Here is a 16,904-nt window from a genome sequence, read left to right on the forward strand (position 1 = left end):
CCTGCTCCCCGATCAATGGTCGTGGCCCGCGCCGGACTTTTCGATGTCGGCGCGAACGAGGAAACTGCCCTTGGTGACATAGGCGGTGCCGGGCTTGATGCCCGACAAGACCTCGGTCCATTCGGGCGACGAACGGCCGAGCTTCAGCATCCGGACCTCATAGTCCTGCCCGAAATTGGCAAAAACCACCTTGAAGTCGCGGAAGGGCTGGATCGCCTCGGTGCGCACGGCGAGCGGCACGGTGACGGGGTTGACCATCACGCGGCCGCGCAAGGCCATGCCGGGGCGGAGCGTTCCCGAACGGTTGGGGATCGTCGCGCGGATGAGAGCGGTGCCCGCCTCTACATTGCCGTCGGGCAGGAACTGCCCGAGCGGCGCGGTCGCGATTTCGGCGCCGTCTTGCGTCTCCACGGTCACCCGCATCCCTGGACGGATAATCGCGAGGTCGCGGGGGAAGATGTTGAAGACGACCGTGGTCTGCGCCGGGTCGGTGACCACATAGAGCGCGCGCCCGTCGGTGACGTCACCGGGGTTAGCGTTGCGCTCAGCGATCACGCCGCCGACCGTCGCATAGACCGGATAGACCTGGAGGCTCTCGCTCGACTCGATGCGCGCGAGAAGCTCTCCGCGGCGGACGCTATCGCCCACCGCCTTGGTCACCGAGACGACGCGACCGGGGAACTGGCCGCGAATTTCGGAGCGGGCGGTCGGCGACAGTTGGACGGTGCCGTAGAGTTCGCGCATCTCGCCGACGGTCGCCGGTCCGACGACCGCGGTTTCGATGCCGCCGGCCTTCGCGGCGTCGGCCGCGATCCGCGTGCGCCCTTCGGGGTTCGCATATTTCCAGACGTAGCGCTTGCCGCCCGTCACCGCGACAACCTCGACATCGAAGCTGTGCGGTTCAGTGACGACGCCATGGCCTGCGAGGAATTTGCCCTGCGGGCGGAAGGTGAAGCGATCGACATCGCCGCCAAGCCGCGTGAGCGTGATGGCGAGCTGGACATCCTTGGGGTCCACCGGCTTGCCGTCCCGCGTTGCGAAAACGCGAAATTGCGGCTCGGTGCCATTCTCGAAGATCGTGACCTCGACAGCGAAATCGCCGTTCTTGAGCAATTTGCCGCCGTTCGGGCCTTTGGCATCTTCCTCGCCTTCGCCCTCGGCGTGGCTTTCGCCTTCTTCATGCTTGTCTTCGCTCTCGGCTCCGCCGCCGCAGGCGGCGAGAGGCACGGCAAGGAAAAGCGCCGCAGCCGCGGCGGGAAAAGGAAACTTCTTCATGGAATATTCTCCGCAAGGGGAGCCGCATCGAAGCGGCCGGTCAGGCGATCGATTTCCGCGAGCAAATCGCGGTAGCGCGTCATGGCTTCGGCCCACTGACCCTGGATCTGGATGATGACGTCGGCGGCATCCTGCACATCGGCGAACAGAAAGCCGCCGCGGGCATAGCCTTCGCGCACCTGACCGAGCGTCTTCACCGCCTTGGGATAGACGTCGTTCATGATGCCCTCGGCCCGCACCCGTGCGGCGTCGGCATCGGCGCGCAGCGACGCGAGGCGCCGCAGCCGTTCGAGGCGGCTCGCTTCGGACTGGAATTCGAGCTGCCGTCGTTCGGCCTGCGCCCGGGCGATATTGCCCTGGTTGCGATCGAACCGTCCGAGCGGGATCGAGATGCCGCCAAGAACGGCGACATCGTTGGTTTCGCGAAGAAAGCGCGTTCCGCCCGAGACCGTATAGTCCTGGTGCGCACGGCTCTGCTCGACGACAACCTGCGCCCGGGCCCGGTCGACCGCGGCGTCGAAGACCGCCGCGTCGGCTTCGGCCAGCGGCGGATCGCGCGGATCGGGTTTCTCGATCCCCTCGGCGATAACGAGGCTATCAGGCGTGCCGCCCCAGAAGGAGGTGAGCAATGCGCGTGCGGATTGCCTCTTCGCCTGGGCTTCCTTAAGGGCCAGTTCGGCTTCGAGAATGCGGGCATCAGCGCGCGTCTCCACGAACAGCGGATCCTTGTAGCCGCGCACGCGGCGTATGGCCTCGGTCCGCATCTCCTTTTCAAGTTTGACGCGATCCTCTGCGATCCAGACCATCTGCTCGGCGATCTGGACGTCGATATAGGCGCGCTGCACTTCCTGGGCGATGTCGAGCCGGACGAGCCGCCACTGCGCCTCGGCGAGTACGACACCGCGCTCGGCAAGAGCCATCCGCGCCTCGCGCTTGCCCCCGCGTTCAAGCGGCTGCGAATAGGTGACGGTGAGTTCCGATTGCCGGAACAGGCCATAGCCGCCCGTCCCGACGCCATTGTCCATGTCGACCGACACGGTCGGATTGGGGCGGACGCGGGCTTGCAGCTGGTCGGCGCGCGCAGCGTCGACCCCCGCTTCGCCCGCTCTAAGCTCGGGCGATGCAGCGATGGCCCGCTCGACCGCTTGGTCGAGCGTTAGCGGCTGGGCCCAAACGGACCCCGCCAGCAGCGCAGCCCCAGCCAACAGGGCGGCGCGCATATGGATATGCATGAATGATCACTCCTGAACGGTTCGACTGAGCGCAGGCCGAAAAGGGGCCGCGCGGCAGGCTTCGTTCAGGCGAGGGGCGGGTTCAGGGGCGGTGCGAGCGCGCGCGAAGCGAGGCGCGTCGCGGGCAGCGCAAAGTGCAGGCCGCCGGAAAAACAGGACAGATCGTCATGACCCGAAAGGGCCTGATCGGATGCGACCGGGCAATTATGGTGACTGCCGTGGAGGTCGGCGTCCTGCTGACCTTCTTGCGTGTTCCTATCCGACGCATGGCCCGGCTCGACATGGTGGGACAGATGCGAATCCGTCGCGTGATGCGTCATGCCCGCCATCGCCGGCGCAGCATTGTGGAGCCCGCTGAGCAGCAGGATGAACACAAGCAACAGGCGAAGGGGAGCGCCGGACATGGTCGCGCCCCTAACAGCGAATGACCGGTTCCGGAAGTCCAAAACCGGATCAATCGGTTCGCGCAGCGCCTCCCTCCCTCGACCGGGCCGTCTCGATCAGCGCTTCCAAAGCTTTCGGCATCGGCATCGGCTCGAAGGCGCTCACCCGCGCGCGGCCAATATTCCCTGCTGGGAGACGGCCGGTCAGCGAACCGAGCGGAACGAGCAGGAACCGCATCGCCTGGCCGGCAGCCTCGCGGGCATCGCCGAGCTCTATCGCGTAGCGAAACATGTGCCAGTGGGAGGCGAGATGCGCGCCCATAAAGGGCTGGCTCAATATATGTTCCCATTCGAGCGCCTGCCACGCAGCGGCTTCATCTCCGATCCGGCGTGATTCGCAAAATAGGCGATATTGATCGCGCAGCAGCGGCTCGATGACGGCCTTGCTCACGGGTTTTGCTATCGGCGGCACCATGCTCTTCCCCTTTTTTGTCCACCGCAGGCTTTTGCACCCTGCAGTAGATACAGGGTCAAGCCCTGATGTTCCGGCAGGACGCTGTGCCGCTCGGCTTCCGATTTACGCCCTTGTCTGACGGGAAGCATATCGCTCGAATGTCGTCACGAACAAAGGAGGCGGGAGCCAATAGCGGAGCGATAGAAATAACAGCAAAAGACATTCGTAGAATTATTGTGCCTAACGCGCGATTGTTCGGCGGATATCCTGTTTACTTAGACCGTCCTGCAACTATAGCGGGGCAAGATGCACTTCTCCGTTGCCTCCATGAGATAATATTACGGAGACGGTTCGAGGCATCGAAGAGTGCCGCCGAAGTTGATTGAAAATCTTCTACTTTTCACCGCGCCGTTTCGATGCTAGGGGCCGGTCTCAATGCGACGGGTGATCCTCTTCCTCCTGACTCTTCTCCTTGCATCCGGAACGGTTGCGGGGTCGCTCGCACATGCGACCGAGGATCGGGCCGAGGCGAGCCTTTTTGTCGCGGCGATCGAAGCCGGCTGCGTTTCCGCACCGGCGATCGAAAGCGCCGAAGTCGACAAGAAAAAATCCTCTCCCGGCGAAAAGCAGCAGGTGCCCGCCGCCGCTCATGGTTGCCATGGTCACCATTCGGGCGTCCCGGCGGAAACGCTGTCGGCAGCGACCGAAACACCTGTCCCTGAAGCGCACACGCGCATCCTGACGGCAGCCTTGCCGCCCGTCGCCTATATCGGCACGTTCCGCCCTCCAATCGCCTGACGCTCTAGGTCTGCGCGCGCCCTTCGCGTGCGCTTCTCCCTGGAAACGTCAGGAGTATCTTTTTCATGAAATCCATAGTTGTCGCCGCGAGTCTCGTGGCGCTCGTTGCAGGCGCAAATTCCGCGCCCGCCGCTGCCCAGACGGCAGCGACGGAGTTGGTGGGACCGCCTTCTTCCGCAGGCGAGGCCGTGCGTACCGGCCCGCTTCCCGCTCGATTGTCCCTCGCGCAAGCGATGGAGGAAGCCGACGCGCGCTCGCCGCGCGTGGTTGCTGCCGAAGCCGAAGTGGAGGCCGCTCGCGGTCGCCAGCGTCAGGCGGGCTATCGCTACAATCCGACGCTCAATGTCGATGTCGAGAATTTCGCGGGCACCGGCCCCTATTCGGGCCTAAACGGTCTCGAAACGACTGTGTCGGTAAACCAGCGTCTCGATATCGGGGGCCGGCGTCGGGCGCGCATGACGCTCGCCGACGCCGAGTTTCTGGCTGCGAAGTACAGGTTGGAGATTGCGCGCGCAGATCTTGCGCTCGATGTCCGCAACCAGTTCGCGACCGCTCTCGCGGCGCGCGATAGCCTCGCGCTCGCACGCGAAAATGAAGCGCGTGCCCGTGAACTCGTCCGCGTGGCACAGGCCATGGTCGATACCGGCAACGAGCCGCCGCTCCGCGCGTTCCGCGCCAATGCGGCTCTCGTTCAGGCCACCGCCGAGCTACGCACGGCCGAGGTCGAAGAAAGAACCGCACGGCGTTCGCTCGCGGCGCTCCTCGGAAGCTCCGTCCCGCCTGCCGAGTTGATGGAAGGCGATATGTGGGTGGCACCGGAGACGGTGGACTCGCTCGCGACGCTCGACGTTCGCTTGGCAGAAACCGAGAAGCTGATTGCTGAGGCGCGGCTCCAGGGGCAGCGCGCCGATGGCCGGCTCGACCCGTCGGTCGGCTTCGGGGTGCGTCAGCTTCGCGACACCGGCGATCGTGCATTGATCGCCAACGTCTCCGTGCCGCTCCCCGTCTTCGACCGCAACCGCGGCAACATCTCGGCGGCCAAGTCCGATGTCGGCGCCGCCATTGCGCGGCGCGAGAATGCAGTGGTCAACGCTCAGGCGGAGATCGCCAATGCGCAGGCCGAACTTGAAGCCGCAGAGGCCCGCCTCGCGGCGCTTGAGGGCAGCGGCATCGAGCAGGCGCGCGAAGGTGTCCGGCTCGCCGAACTCAGCTACCGCGCCGGCAAGTCCTCGCTCGTCGAATATATCGACGCGCAGCAGGCCTATGCGGCGACTCAGGCCGAGCTGATCGCGGCGCGCCAGGCCCGGGCCGAAGCCCGCGCCATCCTCTCGCGCCAGGCAGCCGCCGACGGCGATGCGGATCACCAGCCATGAGCGCGCCGAGCCTTCCAGTGGACGGAGGCGCCTTCGCCATCGTCCTTCCAAGTCAACAGGGGTGCGCCGCCGGTCGGCGCGCGAACCGCATCAACAGCGGAGATAGAATATGATCACCAAGGACAAGCGTCTCCTCGGCACTGTCGCGGGCGCCATGATACTCGCGGCCGTCACGGGCTTCGGCGTTGCACGCTGCACCGCCGACCCGGCCGCCGCGCCGGCTGCCGAAGGCGAAGAGGAAGCGGCGAGCGAAGCCCTTCCGAGCAGCCTCGCCATCACGCCCGAAGCGATCAAAGCCGCCGAAATCGGCGTCGAGACGATCGGCGCCGGCGGACTCGGTTCGGAAATCATCTCGCAAGCGACCGTTACCGCTTCGCCGAGCGGCGAGGCGATCGTCACCGCCCGCGCTGGCGGCGCGGTCACCCGTCTTTTCAAGCGGCTCGGCGATCCGGTCAGCGCCGGTGAGACGATCGCGATCGTGCAAAGCCGCGACGCCGCCCAGATTGCGGCCGAACGGATTGCCGCCGATGCACGCTCGACGCTCGCGCAGAAAAATCTCCACCGCGAGAAGACCCTTTTCGACCAGAAGGTGTCGGCGCGCGTCGACTATGAGCAGGCGCAAGCCGAAGCCGCGGCTGCCGCGGCGGAAGCGCAGCGCGCCCGCGCCGCCGCGAGCGCGGCGCAGGTCACGCGCGATGGCAGCAGTGTCATTGTGGCAAGTCCGATCTCGGGGCGGATTACGGCCGAGAACGCCAGCCTTGGGGCCTTTGTCCAGCCCGAAACCGAACTGTTCCGCGTTGCCGATCCCAGCAAGGTGCAGATCGAGGCCGCGGTTGGTCCGGCCGATGCACAGCGGCTCTCGCTCGGAGATCGTGCGATCATCGAACTTCCCGACGGCCGGACGATCGATGCCCGCGTGCGGGCTGTGACCCCCGGCCTGTCCGGCGACACGCGCTCGGCAACCGCCGTGCTCGACGTGCCTGGCGCGTTGCAGCCGGGCCTTGCGGTTCGGGTACGTCTGCTTCCGAGCCGCGGCGCCGAAGCCGGTGGCCCCGCCCGAATCGTGATCGCCGACGAAGCCCTCCAGACGCTCGAAGGCCGCGACGTGGTGTTCGTGCGCACCAAGGATGGCTTCCGCGCGCAGCAGGTCACTGTCGGGCAGCGTAGCGCCGGCCGCGTTGAAATCCTCTCCGGGCTAAAGCCGGGCCAGATCGTCGCGACCAAGAACGCATTCCTGCTCAAGGCCGAACTCGGCAAGGGCGCGGGCGAGGAGGAATAAACCGTGATCGCGAAACTGATGGCGCTATCCGTCCGCGCGCGCTGGGCGGTACTCTTTCTCTTCCTCGTGATAGCCGGGCTCGGCGTATGGCAGCTCACCAAGCTGCCGATCGACGCGGTTCCCGACATCACCAACAAGCAGGTGCAAATCAACACGATCGATCCGCGTCTTTCGCCGGTCGAAATCGAGAAGCTCGTAACCTACCCGATCGAAATCTCGCTGGCTGGCATTCCGGGGCTCGAGACGACACGCTCGATCTCGCGCAACGGATTCAGCCAGGTGACGGCAATCTTCACCGATGAAACCGATCTGTATTTCGCACGCCAGCAGGTGGGCGAGCGGCTGCTGCAGGCGGGCGAAAATCTCCCCGATGGAGCGCAGCCGCAGATCGGTCCCGTGACGACCGGTCTTGGCGAAGTCGTCATGTACACCGTCGGCTATAAGAATGCCGACGGAAAGGGTGCCAAGAAGGTAGCGGGCCAACCCGGCTGGCAGCCGGACGGCAGCTATCTGACCCCCGAGGGCGATATCCTCACCGACGAGATCGCCAAATCGGGCTATCTTCGCACGGTGCAGGACTGGATCGTCAGCCCACAGCTCAAGTCGGTCGGCGGCGTCGCCGGCGTCGACTCGATCGGCGGCTATGCCAAGACCTTCGTGGTCGAGCCCGATCCGACCCGTCTCACCAGCTACGGCATTTCGTACGGCGAACTCGGCGAAGCCCTCGAACGCGCCAATCTCGCGGTCGGTGCCAACTACTACAACCGGGCAGGCGAGGCCTATCTCGTGCGCGTCGATGCACGCGTCCGCTCGGTCGACGAGATCCGCAACGCGGTCGTCGCGACGCGCGGCGGCGTCCCCGTCACCGTCGGGCAGCTTGCCAATGTGAAGATTGGCGGCGATCTTAGAACCGGTGCGGGCAGCATGAACGGCAAGGAGGCCGTCATCGGGACCGTGCTCATGCTGATCGGTCAGAACAGCCGCACGGTTGCGGAGGACGTCTCGGCGAAGATCGCGCAGGTGTCGAAGACGCTGCCGCCGGGTGTCGAGGTGAAAGTGGTGCTCGACCGCGCCAAGCTCGTGAACGCGACCGTCGGCACGGTTGAAAAGAACCTCACCGAAGGCGCGCTGCTCGTGGCGGCCGCGCTCTTCTTCCTGCTCGGCAACTGGCGCGCCGCGATTATCGCGGTGCTCGTCATTCCCTTCTCCTTCCTGATGATGGCGATGGGCATGAACGCGTTCCGGGTCCCCGGTAACCTGATGAGCCTCGGCGCGCTCGACTTTGGTCTGATCGTCGACGGGGCGGTGATCATCATCGAAAACTGCCTCGCCAGACTGGCGCACCGGCAGGAACATGAAGGGAGATTGCTCAATCTTCGCGAACGTCTCGAGGAGACGATGCGCGCCAGCCAGGAGATGATCAAACCGACCGTCTTCGGGCAAGCGATCATCCTGCTCGCCTTCGCGCCGCTGCTGATGTTCACGGGCGTCGAGGGCAAGACCTTCTCGCCGATGGCCATTACCATCATGCTCGCGCTCGTTGCCGCCTTCATTCTCGCTATCACGCTGGTTCCGGCGCTTGTCGCGCTGATGATCCGCGGCAAGGTTGCCGAGAAGGAAGTCTGGGCAATCCGCAAATCGAAGGAGCGCTATCTGCCGCTGCTCGATAAGGCGATTGCCAAGCCCTGGCCTTTCATCGCGGGCGGCTTTGCTTTCTTCCTCTTCGCCATCCCGGCGTTCGGCCTGCTTGGCTCGGAATTCATTCCGCAGCTCGATGAGAAGAATATGGCGCTCGCCTCGACGCGCGTGCCGTCGGTCAGCCTCGAACAGTCGCTTGCGATGCAGCGCAACGTCGAGACAGCCATCTCGAAATTGCCCGAGGTCGAGCTGATGTTCTCGAAGACCGGTACAGCCGAGGTCGCGACTGATCCGATGCCGCCGAACATCTCGGACGGTTTCATCATTCTGAAACCGCAAGACCAATGGCCCGTCGGGGTCGATTCCAAGGCCGACGTGGTCGAGCGCATCGAGAAGGCCGCTGGCGGCCAGCTCGGCCAGCTCTACGAGGTCAGCCAGCCGATCGAGCTTCGCTTCAACGAACTGATTGCGGGTGTCCGCGGTGACGTCGCGATCAAGCTCTATGGCGACGACCTCGACAAGATGTCGCTCGCCGCGAACGAGATGGTGAAGGTGCTTCAGGGCATTCCGGGAGCGGGCAGCGTCAAGGCCGACCAAGTCGGCGGGGCTCCGATGCTCGACGTGAAGCTCGATCGCAACGCGATTGCGAGGTACGGCCTGTCGGTCCAGGAAGTCGCCGACACCGTGTCGGCAGCGCTCGGCGGGCGCGAATCGGGCCTGCTCTATGAGGGCGACCGGCGCTTCGACATCACCGTGCGCGTTCCAGACGCAACGCGCGTGAATCTCGACGATATTCGCGCGCTTCCTGTCCTCCTTCCTTCGGAAGGCGACAATCGCGGGCAGATACCGCTCGCGCAAGTGGCGCAGATCCGGCTGACCGAAGGGCTCAACCAGATCAGCCGCGAGAATGGCAAGCGGCGCGTCGTCGTGCAGGTGAACCTCGAAGGCCGCGATGCGGGGTCCTTCGTGGCGGAAGCGCAGGCGAAGATTGCCAATGTGAAGCTCCCGGCGGGCTATTATCTCGAATGGGGCGGGCAGTTCGAAAGCCTGCAGGCTGCGTCGAAGCGGCTCTCCATCGTGGTGCCGCTCTGCTTCGCGGGCATTTTCATCCTGCTCTACATGGCGCTCGGCACCTTCGGACGCGCGACCGCCGTGTTCCTCGCGGTGCCGCTGGGCCTCGCGGGCGGGGTGTTCACCCTCGCGCTTACCGGGATCAACTTTTCGGTGTCTGCGGCGGTGGGCTTCATCTGCCTTGCCGGCGTCGCGGTGCTCAACGGTCTCGTCGTCATGACGGCGATCCGCGAGCGGCTTGAGAATGATGTCCCGCTCACGGAGGCAATCCGCGAGGGCATGACCGAGAAGATGCGTGCGGTGATCATGACCGGCTTCGTGCCCGCGATCGGCTTCGTGCCGATGGCGATCGCGACCGGAACCGGCGCCGAAGTGCAGAAGCCGCTCGCGACCACCGTCATAGGCGGCCTCATCGCGGCGACGATCCTGACGCTGCTCGTGCTCCCCGCGATCGCGAAGGTCGTTCTCGGGGCGGACTGGCAGCCGAAGTTCCTGAAGCGGAGAGCGGAGCCGGCAGTGCAGCCGGTCGCGGAATAGGGAGAGACTGTCATGACAAAAGCATCCAAGCTCTTGCGCATCTACACCGATGAATCCGCCTTCTTCGGTGATCAGCGGGTCTTCGAATTCATCTCCGAACTCGCTCGCCAGCAAAAGCTGGCAGGCGTTACGGTGCTCGAAGCGGTTCTCGGTTTCGGTCGCTCGGCGCATCTCCACCGCAAGCATGCGCTGGAGAATGACCGGGCGGTCGTGATCGAGATCATCGACGAGGGGCAGCGGCTCCGCGACTTCGCGGCGCAGCTGACCGAAATACCGGACATCGGGCTCATCACGCTCGAAGCGGTCGACATCCTCGGCGGGAAATCCGCCGCGGAGCCCCCCGATGTTCAGAGCTGACCGGCATCTTGCCGGTCTACACCGCGGCGCAGGTCCCCGGCCTGCGTCGCGGACCAGCTCGCGCGAGCGAGGAGGTCTCCGATGTTCTCGGTAGGCACCTCGCTCCGCTTGCCGGTCCCGATCGGGCGCGTCTGGCGTCTGCTCGTCGATATCGAGCGCTACGGCGACTGGCATCCGACGCTTCGCTTCACCGATCGCCCGGGAGATGAAGAACGCGTCGACTATGTCTACTCGCCGCGCGGACCGCGCGGGCCGGAACTGTCTGCCGAGGGCCGGATCACGCGGCTCGACTGGCTCTCTGGCTTCTCCTGGCGGACGGGTATGCGCGGCCTCCTCGTCATCGAGGAAAGCTACCGGCTCGAAAAGCTCGGGCAGGGTGTCGAGGTGACGCACCGGCTCGATTGCCGCGGTTTCTTCTCGTGGCTCGGCTATCCCTTCCTGCGCCGCGCCTGCTCGGTGTTCCTGCGCCGCTCGAACGCTGCGCTGGAAAAGCATTTCCGCCGCACGACGGTCCAGTCCCGCTACGCGCGGCCGAGCGGACGTCGCGCATGATAATGAATTCGAAACCTGGCCGTCGGAGGCCCCTCTCAATCGCCCCCCTCACCACGGGCAGGGATCTCCGGCTGTCAGGGAGGTGCGGGAGCCGGGTCGCATCCCGCAATGGCTCCCGCACCTCATCCTGCCGGGCGTTTCGTGTAAGTCCGGATCGCAGTGCCGATCGCCAAGAGAAAAGGATGGCATCATGAGTGACCAGTTGCGGCTCGATATTCCGCTTCTCCTCCCTGAAGTCGCCGACACCGCCGACCGCTGCGTCGCGCGCCTGATGGGCGAACTCGAAGGACGCGAAGGCGTCGACAAGGTCCATGTGGTCCGCTCGAGCGACGGTTCGCCGCCGCAGCTCTGCATCCACTACCGTCCGGATATTCTCCCGCTCGAACGTGTGCGGCAACTCGCGCGCAGCGCCGGTGCCGAGCTCACTGGCCAATATCAACATCTCTTCTGGGACGACCTCGAAGGCGTCGGCCACGCCCGTCGCGCGCGGACCATCGGACTGAAGCTTCGCGAAATGCCGGGCGTGATCGAGGCCGAAGTCGGCGCCGCCGGCACGCTGCGCGCCGAGTTCCAGCGCTCGGAGACCTCCATCGAAACGATCAGAAAGACACTCTCGGATATGGGCGTCACACAGAAATCGGCTACCGTGGCCGCGGTTGCCCCGGCACAGGCCCCCCATCAACATGGCGATGATGGCCATGACCATGGACCGGATCATGCGCATGGGCCTGATCACAAACATGGCCATACGGGCGAGGACAGCCACGACCATGGCCATGATCATGGCGGCATTTTCGGCGAGCGGACCGAGCTGATCTTCGCGCTGCTGTGCGGTCTCGTCCTCGGCATCGGCTTTGCCATCGAGAAGCTCGCCGCGGCACCGGAGTGGGTGCCGCTCGCATTCTATATTGCCGCTTATGGCTTCGGCGCCTGGTTTACGGTCCGCGAGGCCATCGAGAATCTGAAGCTCAAGCGCTTCGAGATCGACACGCTGATGCTCGTCGCCGCGGCCGGCGCTGCCGCGCTCGGTGCGTGGGCCGAAGGCGCGCTGCTCCTCTTCCTCTTCAGCCTCGGCCATGCGCTCGAACACTATGCCATGGGCCGCGCCAAGCGCGCGATCGAGGCGCTTGCGGAGCTGGCGCCGCAGGCCGCGACGGTGAAGGATGCCGACGGGACGGCGCGCGAAGTCCCCGTCGAGCAACTGGCGATTGGCGACACCGTCATCGTCAAGCCCAACGAGCGTCTTGCCGCCGACGGCTTCGTCGTCGTTGGCCGCACGGCGATCGATCAGGCCCCGGTGACTGGCGAGAGCGTCCCCGTCGACAAGGAACCGGTGACCGATCGCGCGCAGGCCGCGGCAAAGCCCGATGCACTCGACGCGAAGTTTCGCGTCTTCGCAGGCACCATCAACGGCTATGGCGCGATCGAGATCGCGGTAACCCGTCTTGCGGCCGATACGACGCTCGCCAAGGTCGTAAAGATGGTGAGCGAGGCCGAAACGCAGAAGTCGCCGACCCAGCGCTTCACCGACAAATTCGAGCGCATCTTCGTACCGAGCGTTCTCGCGCTCGTGTTCGTCCTGCTCTTTGCTTGGGTCGTTGTCGACGAACCATTCCGCGACAGCTTCTATCGCGCCATGGCGGTCCTCGTCGCGGCAAGCCCCTGCGCGCTCGCGATCGCGACGCCGAGCGCCGTCCTGTCGGGCGTTGCGCGTGCGGCGCGCGGCGGCGTGCTGGTCAAAGGCGGTGGCCCGCTCGAAAATCTCGGCTCGCTGACTGCGCTGGCGTTCGACAAGACGGGAACGCTCACCGAAGGAAAGCCGCGCATCACCGATGTCTTGCCGGCCAGCGGCGTGCCGAAGGAGGAACTGCTGCGCATCGCCGTGGCGGTCGAGCGGCTGAGCGATCATCCACTTGCCGCCGCCATCGCGCGCGATGGTGAGGCCATGCTGACGTCGACGCGCGTACCGGTAGCGGACGACCTCAACAGCCTGACGGGTCGCGGCGTCACGGCGAAGGTCGAGGGCGAGACCGTCCTGATCGGCAAGGCCGAAATGTTTGGTGCCGACGGCATCGCGCCGATCGGCGGCGAAATGGCGGCTGCGATCGCCGGCCTCCGCGAGCAGGGCCGCACGACGATGGTCGTTCGAATGGGCGACCGCGACCTTGGCGCGATCGGTCTGATGGACACGCCGCGCGAAGCGGCGCGCGAAGCGATCGCCAAACTGCGCGAACTCGGCATCGGCCGGATGATCATGATTTCGGGCGATCACCAGAAGGTCGCGGAATCGATTGCCGCCGAAGTCGGGATCGACGAGGCCTGGGGCGACCTGATGCCCGATCAGAAGGTCGACGCCATTCGCGACCTCAAGGCGCAGCAGCCGGTCGCAATGGTCGGTGACGGTGTCAATGACGCACCGGCGATGGCGAGCGCCACCGTCGGGATCGCGATGGGCGCCGCGGGGTCCGATGTCGCCCTCGAAACCGCCGACGTCGCGCTGATGGCCGATGACCTCGCTCATCTGCCGTTCGCGATCGGGCTCAGCCGCCAGACGCGCCGCATCATCCGCCAGAATCTGGTGGTCAGCCTCGGCGTCGTCGTGGTCCTCGTGCCGGCGACGATCTTCGGGCTCGGAATCGGTGCGGCGGTCGCGGCGCACGAAGGCTCGACCCTCGTCGTCGTCGCCAACGCGCTTCGCCTGCTCGCCTATCGCGATCGCAGCATGGGCTGAGGGCGCACAGTCGCGGCGGGATCGAACCGGAAGGGTGAGAGAGGATGAACTTCAAGAATATCTCGGCCTGGTCCATCCGGAACCCGATCCCGCCGCTCGTCATGTTCTTCGGTCTGACGGTGGCGGGCATCGTCTCCTTCCTGATGATGGGGGTCCAGAGCGATCCCGACATCGATTTTCCGGGCGCCATCGTCATCATCGCCCAGCCGGGAGCCGCGCCGACCGAACTCGAAACGCAGGTCACGCAGCGCGTCGAGGCGGCGGTGCGGACGATCGAGGGGATCGACGAGCTCAATTCGACGGTTACCGAAGGCCAGTCGCAGACCTTCGTCCAGTTCGCTATCGGCACTCCGATCGACCGGGCGGTGACCGATATCCGGGACAAGATCACCCAGATCCGCAGCAACCTGCCGAACGGCATCCTCGAACCGCAGGTTATCCGCCTCTCGACCTCGGGCAACACGCTTGCCTATTGGTCGGCCTCGGCCACCGACATGACGCTTGAGGAATTGAGCTGGTATGTTGATAATGTCGTCGCGAAGCGGCTGATCGCGGTCCCCGGCATGGGCGACGCCTATCGACGGGGCGGCGTGAGCCGCGAAATCCGGGTCATCCTCAACCCCGAGCGGATGCGCGCCTATGGTCTCACCGCCGCAGCGGTGAACACCCAGCTCGTCCAGCTCAACGTCAATGCGGCCGGCGGCCGGATGGAGGTCGCGGGGTCCGAGCAGGCGGTCCGCATCCTCGGCAACGCCAGCAGCGCCAACGCCCTCGGCGAGACGCTGATCTCGGTCGGGACGAACCGGACCGTGCGCCTTGCCGATATCGCAGAGGTCAAGGATCTCTACGCCGAGCAGCGCTCGGTCTCGAAGCAGGACGGGCGGCAGGTGCTGACCTTCGGGTTCGAGCGCGCGAAGGGCGCCTCCGATGTCACCGTTTACGACGCGGCGGTCGAGGAACTGCGCAAGCTCGAGAAGGAGAATCCCAAGGTCAAATTCACCGAGCTGTTCAGCGATATCGAATATACCAAGGGTCAATATCATTCGGCGATCAATGCGATGGTCGAGGGCGCGATCCTCGCAGTCGTCGTCGTCTTCCTTTTCTTGCGCGACTGGCGGGCGACGCTGATATCCGCGCTCGCCATCCCGCTGTCGGCGGTCCCGACCTTTCTGTTCATGGACCTGATGGGCTTCTCGCTCAACATGATGACCTTGCTCGCGCTCAGCCTCGTTGCCGGCGTGCTGGTCGACGATGCGATCGTCGAGATCGAGAATATCGTGCGCCACATGCGGATGGGCAAATCGGCCTATCAGGCCTCGATCGATGCCGCCGACGAGATCGGCCTCGCGGTGCTCGCGACAACCATGACGATTGTCGCGGTGTTCCTGCCGGTCGGGCTAATGCCGGGCGTCGCCGGGCAATATTTCAAGAATTTCGGACTGACGGTCGTGGCCGCGGTGCTGATGAGCCTCGCGGTCGCGCGCATGATCACACCCATGCTCGCCGCCTATTTTCTCTCCGCGCAGGGTCCGCAAAAGCATGGCGAGGGCCCGCTGATCGACACCTATATGCGCATCTTGCGCTGGAGCCTCGATACCAGCGGGGCCGCTGCCGCGCGTGCGCGCGGCGGGCGCTGTAAATGGCTCGGTTACATCAAGGACCATCGCGTCTGGGTGGTCGGCATCGGTGTGCTGGCGCTCTTCGCGACCATTTTCAGCTTCTCGCTGCTCCCGATGACCTTCCAGCCGTCAATCGATTCCGACACGAGCCGCGTCGCCATCCAGCTCGCCCCGGGTGCAACGCTCGAACAGACCGAGGCGGTGGCCGACGAGGTGACCGATCTCATGAAGCGCGACCCGCTCGTCGAATCCGCCCTGTCGCGGATCGATGTCGGCACGGCGACGGTCTATCTGAAATTGCGCAAGGATCGCGAGCTCACCTCGACCGAGTTCGAAAAGGACCGCGCGCCGCGGCTCGCGCAGGTTCCCGATGCCCGCATCAACTTCCAGTCACAGCATGGCGGCGGCGGCGGCAGCAGCCGCGACATCTCGATCACGCTCGGCAGCGACGACCCGAAGAAGCTCGACGATGTCGGCAACCGGCTGCTTGCCGAAATGGCACGCGTGAAGGAAATCCGCTCGCCGCGAGTCGAGGGCAATCTTCAGCGCCCCGAGATCGTCATACGCCCTCGCTTCGCGCTCGCCGCGCAGCTCGGGGTGACGACACAGGCCCTGAGTCAGTCGATCCGCGTCGCGACACTTGGCGAGATCGATCAGAACAGCGCCAAATTCTCGCTGTCAGACCGCCAAATCCCGGTCCGCGTCGCGCTCGCGGAAACCGCGCGCGAGCGGCTCGATACGCTCCGCAATATGCCGGTTCCGACCCGGAACGGCGGAACCGTGCCGCTGTCGGTCGTCGCCGAAATCGGCTTCGGCGCTGGCCCGACCCAGATCAATCGCACCAATCAGGTGCGCCAGCTTACCATCGGGGCCGACCTCGCCCCGGGCCTCGTGACGGGTCAGGCGTTGGAAGAGATCGAGGCCCTGCCGGCGCTCAAGCAGCTTCCTGCCGGCGTCACGCGGCTCGTGCTCGGCAGCGCCAAATGGCAGGCCGAGATGCTGCGCAACTTCGCGATCGCGGTGGTGTCGGGCATCTTCCTCGTGCTCGCCGTCCTGATCCTGCTCTATCGCAAGATCATCCCGCCCTTCGTCAACATGGGTTCGCTGCTGCTCGCTCCGCTCGGCGGCGCGATCGCGCTGCTCTTGACCGGCTATCCGCTGTCGCTCCCCGTCTTCATCGGGGTGCTGATGCTGCTCGGGATCGTCGGCAAGAACAGTATCCTGCTCGTTGACTTCGCGATCGAGGAGATGGCATCCGGCGTGCCGCGCGACGAGGCGATCGTCGATGCCGGTCACAAGCGCGCGCAACCGATCCTGATGACCACCGTGGCGATGGTCGCCGGCATGATACCGACCGCGCTCTCGCTCACCGGCGACGGCGCATGGCGCGCGCCGATGGCGGTCACCGTGATCGGCGGACTCATCCTGTCGACGATGCTGACGCTGCTGATCGTGCCAGCGTCCTTCAGCCTGGCGGCGGGCTTCGAACGCCGGATGGCCCCGCGCCTGCGCCGCTGGTTCACAACGGGCGGCGCGCACGCCGACCCATCGCCTGCTGGCGTCACCGACATCGGGGCGGGGCAAAGCCCGGCGGCCGATCGATAG

The 16,904-nt window shown here is 65.4% G+C and carries 12 protein-coding genes; 8 read left to right on the forward strand and 4 right to left on the reverse strand.

From position 1 onward, the window contains the following. Positions 1-12: 12 nt before the first annotated feature. The 4 genes from SPYCA_RS16365 to SPYCA_RS16380 form a co-directional block, all read right to left on the reverse strand. The gene (locus SPYCA_RS16365) at positions 13-1,275 is read right to left on the reverse strand and encodes an efflux RND transporter periplasmic adaptor subunit (protein ID WP_120221834.1); all 1,263 of its coding nucleotides are present in this window, start codon (positions 1,273-1,275) and stop codon (positions 13-15) included. Continuing rightward, positions 1,272-2,507 (reverse strand): TolC family protein, encoded by a 1,236-nt coding sequence (locus SPYCA_RS16370; protein WP_003046513.1) that lies wholly within the window; start codon positions 2,505-2,507, stop codon positions 1,272-1,274. The genes SPYCA_RS16365 and SPYCA_RS16370 overlap by 4 nt, the downstream gene beginning before the upstream one ends. 65 nt (positions 2,508-2,572) lie before the next feature. Then, complete coding sequence (locus SPYCA_RS16375; protein ID WP_120221835.1) at positions 2,573-2,911, reverse strand: hypothetical protein; 339 nt, start codon at positions 2,909-2,911, stop codon at positions 2,573-2,575. A gap of 49 nt (positions 2,912-2,960) precedes the next feature. After that, the gene (locus SPYCA_RS16380; RefSeq protein ID WP_120222402.1) at positions 2,961-3,341 is read right to left on the reverse strand and encodes a DUF3703 domain-containing protein; all 381 of its coding nucleotides are present in this window, start codon (positions 3,339-3,341) and stop codon (positions 2,961-2,963) included. Positions 3,342-3,779: 438 nt separating this feature from the next. On the opposite strand from SPYCA_RS16380, the gene SPYCA_RS16385 reads away from it, so the two are divergent. The 8 genes from SPYCA_RS16385 to SPYCA_RS16420 all read left to right on the forward strand — a co-directional run bounded on the left by SPYCA_RS16385 (position 3,780) and on the right by SPYCA_RS16420 (position 16,904). Continuing rightward, entirely contained in the window at positions 3,780-4,142 is a 363-nt protein-coding gene (locus tag SPYCA_RS16385; protein WP_146625170.1) for a hypothetical protein, read from the forward strand. 188 nt (positions 4,143-4,330) lie between these two features. Next, complete coding sequence (locus SPYCA_RS16390; RefSeq protein ID WP_232003377.1) at positions 4,331-5,515, forward strand: TolC family protein; 1,185 nt, start codon at positions 4,331-4,333, stop codon at positions 5,513-5,515. A gap of 109 nt (positions 5,516-5,624) precedes the next feature. After that, positions 5,625-6,794: an efflux RND transporter periplasmic adaptor subunit gene (locus SPYCA_RS16395; RefSeq protein ID WP_120221838.1), complete on the forward strand. Its 1,170-nt coding sequence runs from the start codon at positions 5,625-5,627 to the stop codon at positions 6,792-6,794. Positions 6,795-6,797: 3 nt separating this feature from the next. Next, positions 6,798-10,040 (forward strand): efflux RND transporter permease subunit, encoded by a 3,243-nt coding sequence (locus tag SPYCA_RS16400; protein WP_120221839.1) that lies wholly within the window; start codon positions 6,798-6,800, stop codon positions 10,038-10,040. Positions 10,041-10,052: 12 nt separating this feature from the next. After that, the gene (locus tag SPYCA_RS16405; RefSeq protein ID WP_120221840.1) at positions 10,053-10,397 is read left to right on the forward strand and encodes a DUF190 domain-containing protein; all 345 of its coding nucleotides are present in this window, start codon (positions 10,053-10,055) and stop codon (positions 10,395-10,397) included. 81 nt (positions 10,398-10,478) lie between these two features. Then, complete coding sequence (locus SPYCA_RS16410; protein WP_120221841.1) at positions 10,479-10,949, forward strand: SRPBCC family protein; 471 nt, start codon at positions 10,479-10,481, stop codon at positions 10,947-10,949. A gap of 190 nt (positions 10,950-11,139) precedes the next feature. Next, positions 11,140-13,680, forward strand: a complete 2,541-nt coding sequence (locus tag SPYCA_RS16415) for a heavy metal translocating P-type ATPase (RefSeq protein ID WP_120221842.1) — start codon at positions 11,140-11,142, stop codon at positions 13,678-13,680. A 44-nt stretch (positions 13,681-13,724) separates the two neighbouring features. Next, complete coding sequence (locus tag SPYCA_RS16420; RefSeq protein WP_120221843.1) at positions 13,725-16,904, forward strand: efflux RND transporter permease subunit; 3,180 nt, start codon at positions 13,725-13,727, stop codon at positions 16,902-16,904.

Origin of the sequence: Sphingopyxis sp. FD7, assembly GCF_003609835.1 — a bacterium.
Taxonomy (GTDB): Bacteria; Pseudomonadota; Alphaproteobacteria; order Sphingomonadales; family Sphingomonadaceae; genus Sphingopyxis.

Coding starts and splice junctions, on each gene's coding strand:
- SPYCA_RS16365 (WP_120221834.1), bottom strand. CDS start 1,275: ATGAAGAAGTTTCCTTTTCCCGCCGCGGCTGCGGCGCTTTTCCTTGCC.
- SPYCA_RS16370 (WP_003046513.1), bottom strand. CDS start 2,507: ATGCATATCCATATGCGCGCCGCCCTGTTGGCTGGGGCTGCGCTGCTG.
- SPYCA_RS16375 (WP_120221835.1), bottom strand. CDS start 2,911: ATGTCCGGCGCTCCCCTTCGCCTGTTGCTTGTGTTCATCCTGCTGCTC.
- SPYCA_RS16385 (WP_146625170.1), top strand. CDS start 3,780: ATGCGACGGGTGATCCTCTTCCTCCTGACTCTTCTCCTTGCATCCGGA.
- SPYCA_RS16395 (WP_120221838.1), top strand. CDS start 5,625: ATGATCACCAAGGACAAGCGTCTCCTCGGCACTGTCGCGGGCGCCATG.
- SPYCA_RS16405 (WP_120221840.1), top strand. CDS start 10,053: ATGACAAAAGCATCCAAGCTCTTGCGCATCTACACCGATGAATCCGCC.
- SPYCA_RS16410 (WP_120221841.1), top strand. CDS start 10,479: ATGTTCTCGGTAGGCACCTCGCTCCGCTTGCCGGTCCCGATCGGGCGC.
- SPYCA_RS16415 (WP_120221842.1), top strand. CDS start 11,140: ATGAGTGACCAGTTGCGGCTCGATATTCCGCTTCTCCTCCCTGAAGTC.
- SPYCA_RS16420 (WP_120221843.1), top strand. CDS start 13,725: ATGAACTTCAAGAATATCTCGGCCTGGTCCATCCGGAACCCGATCCCG.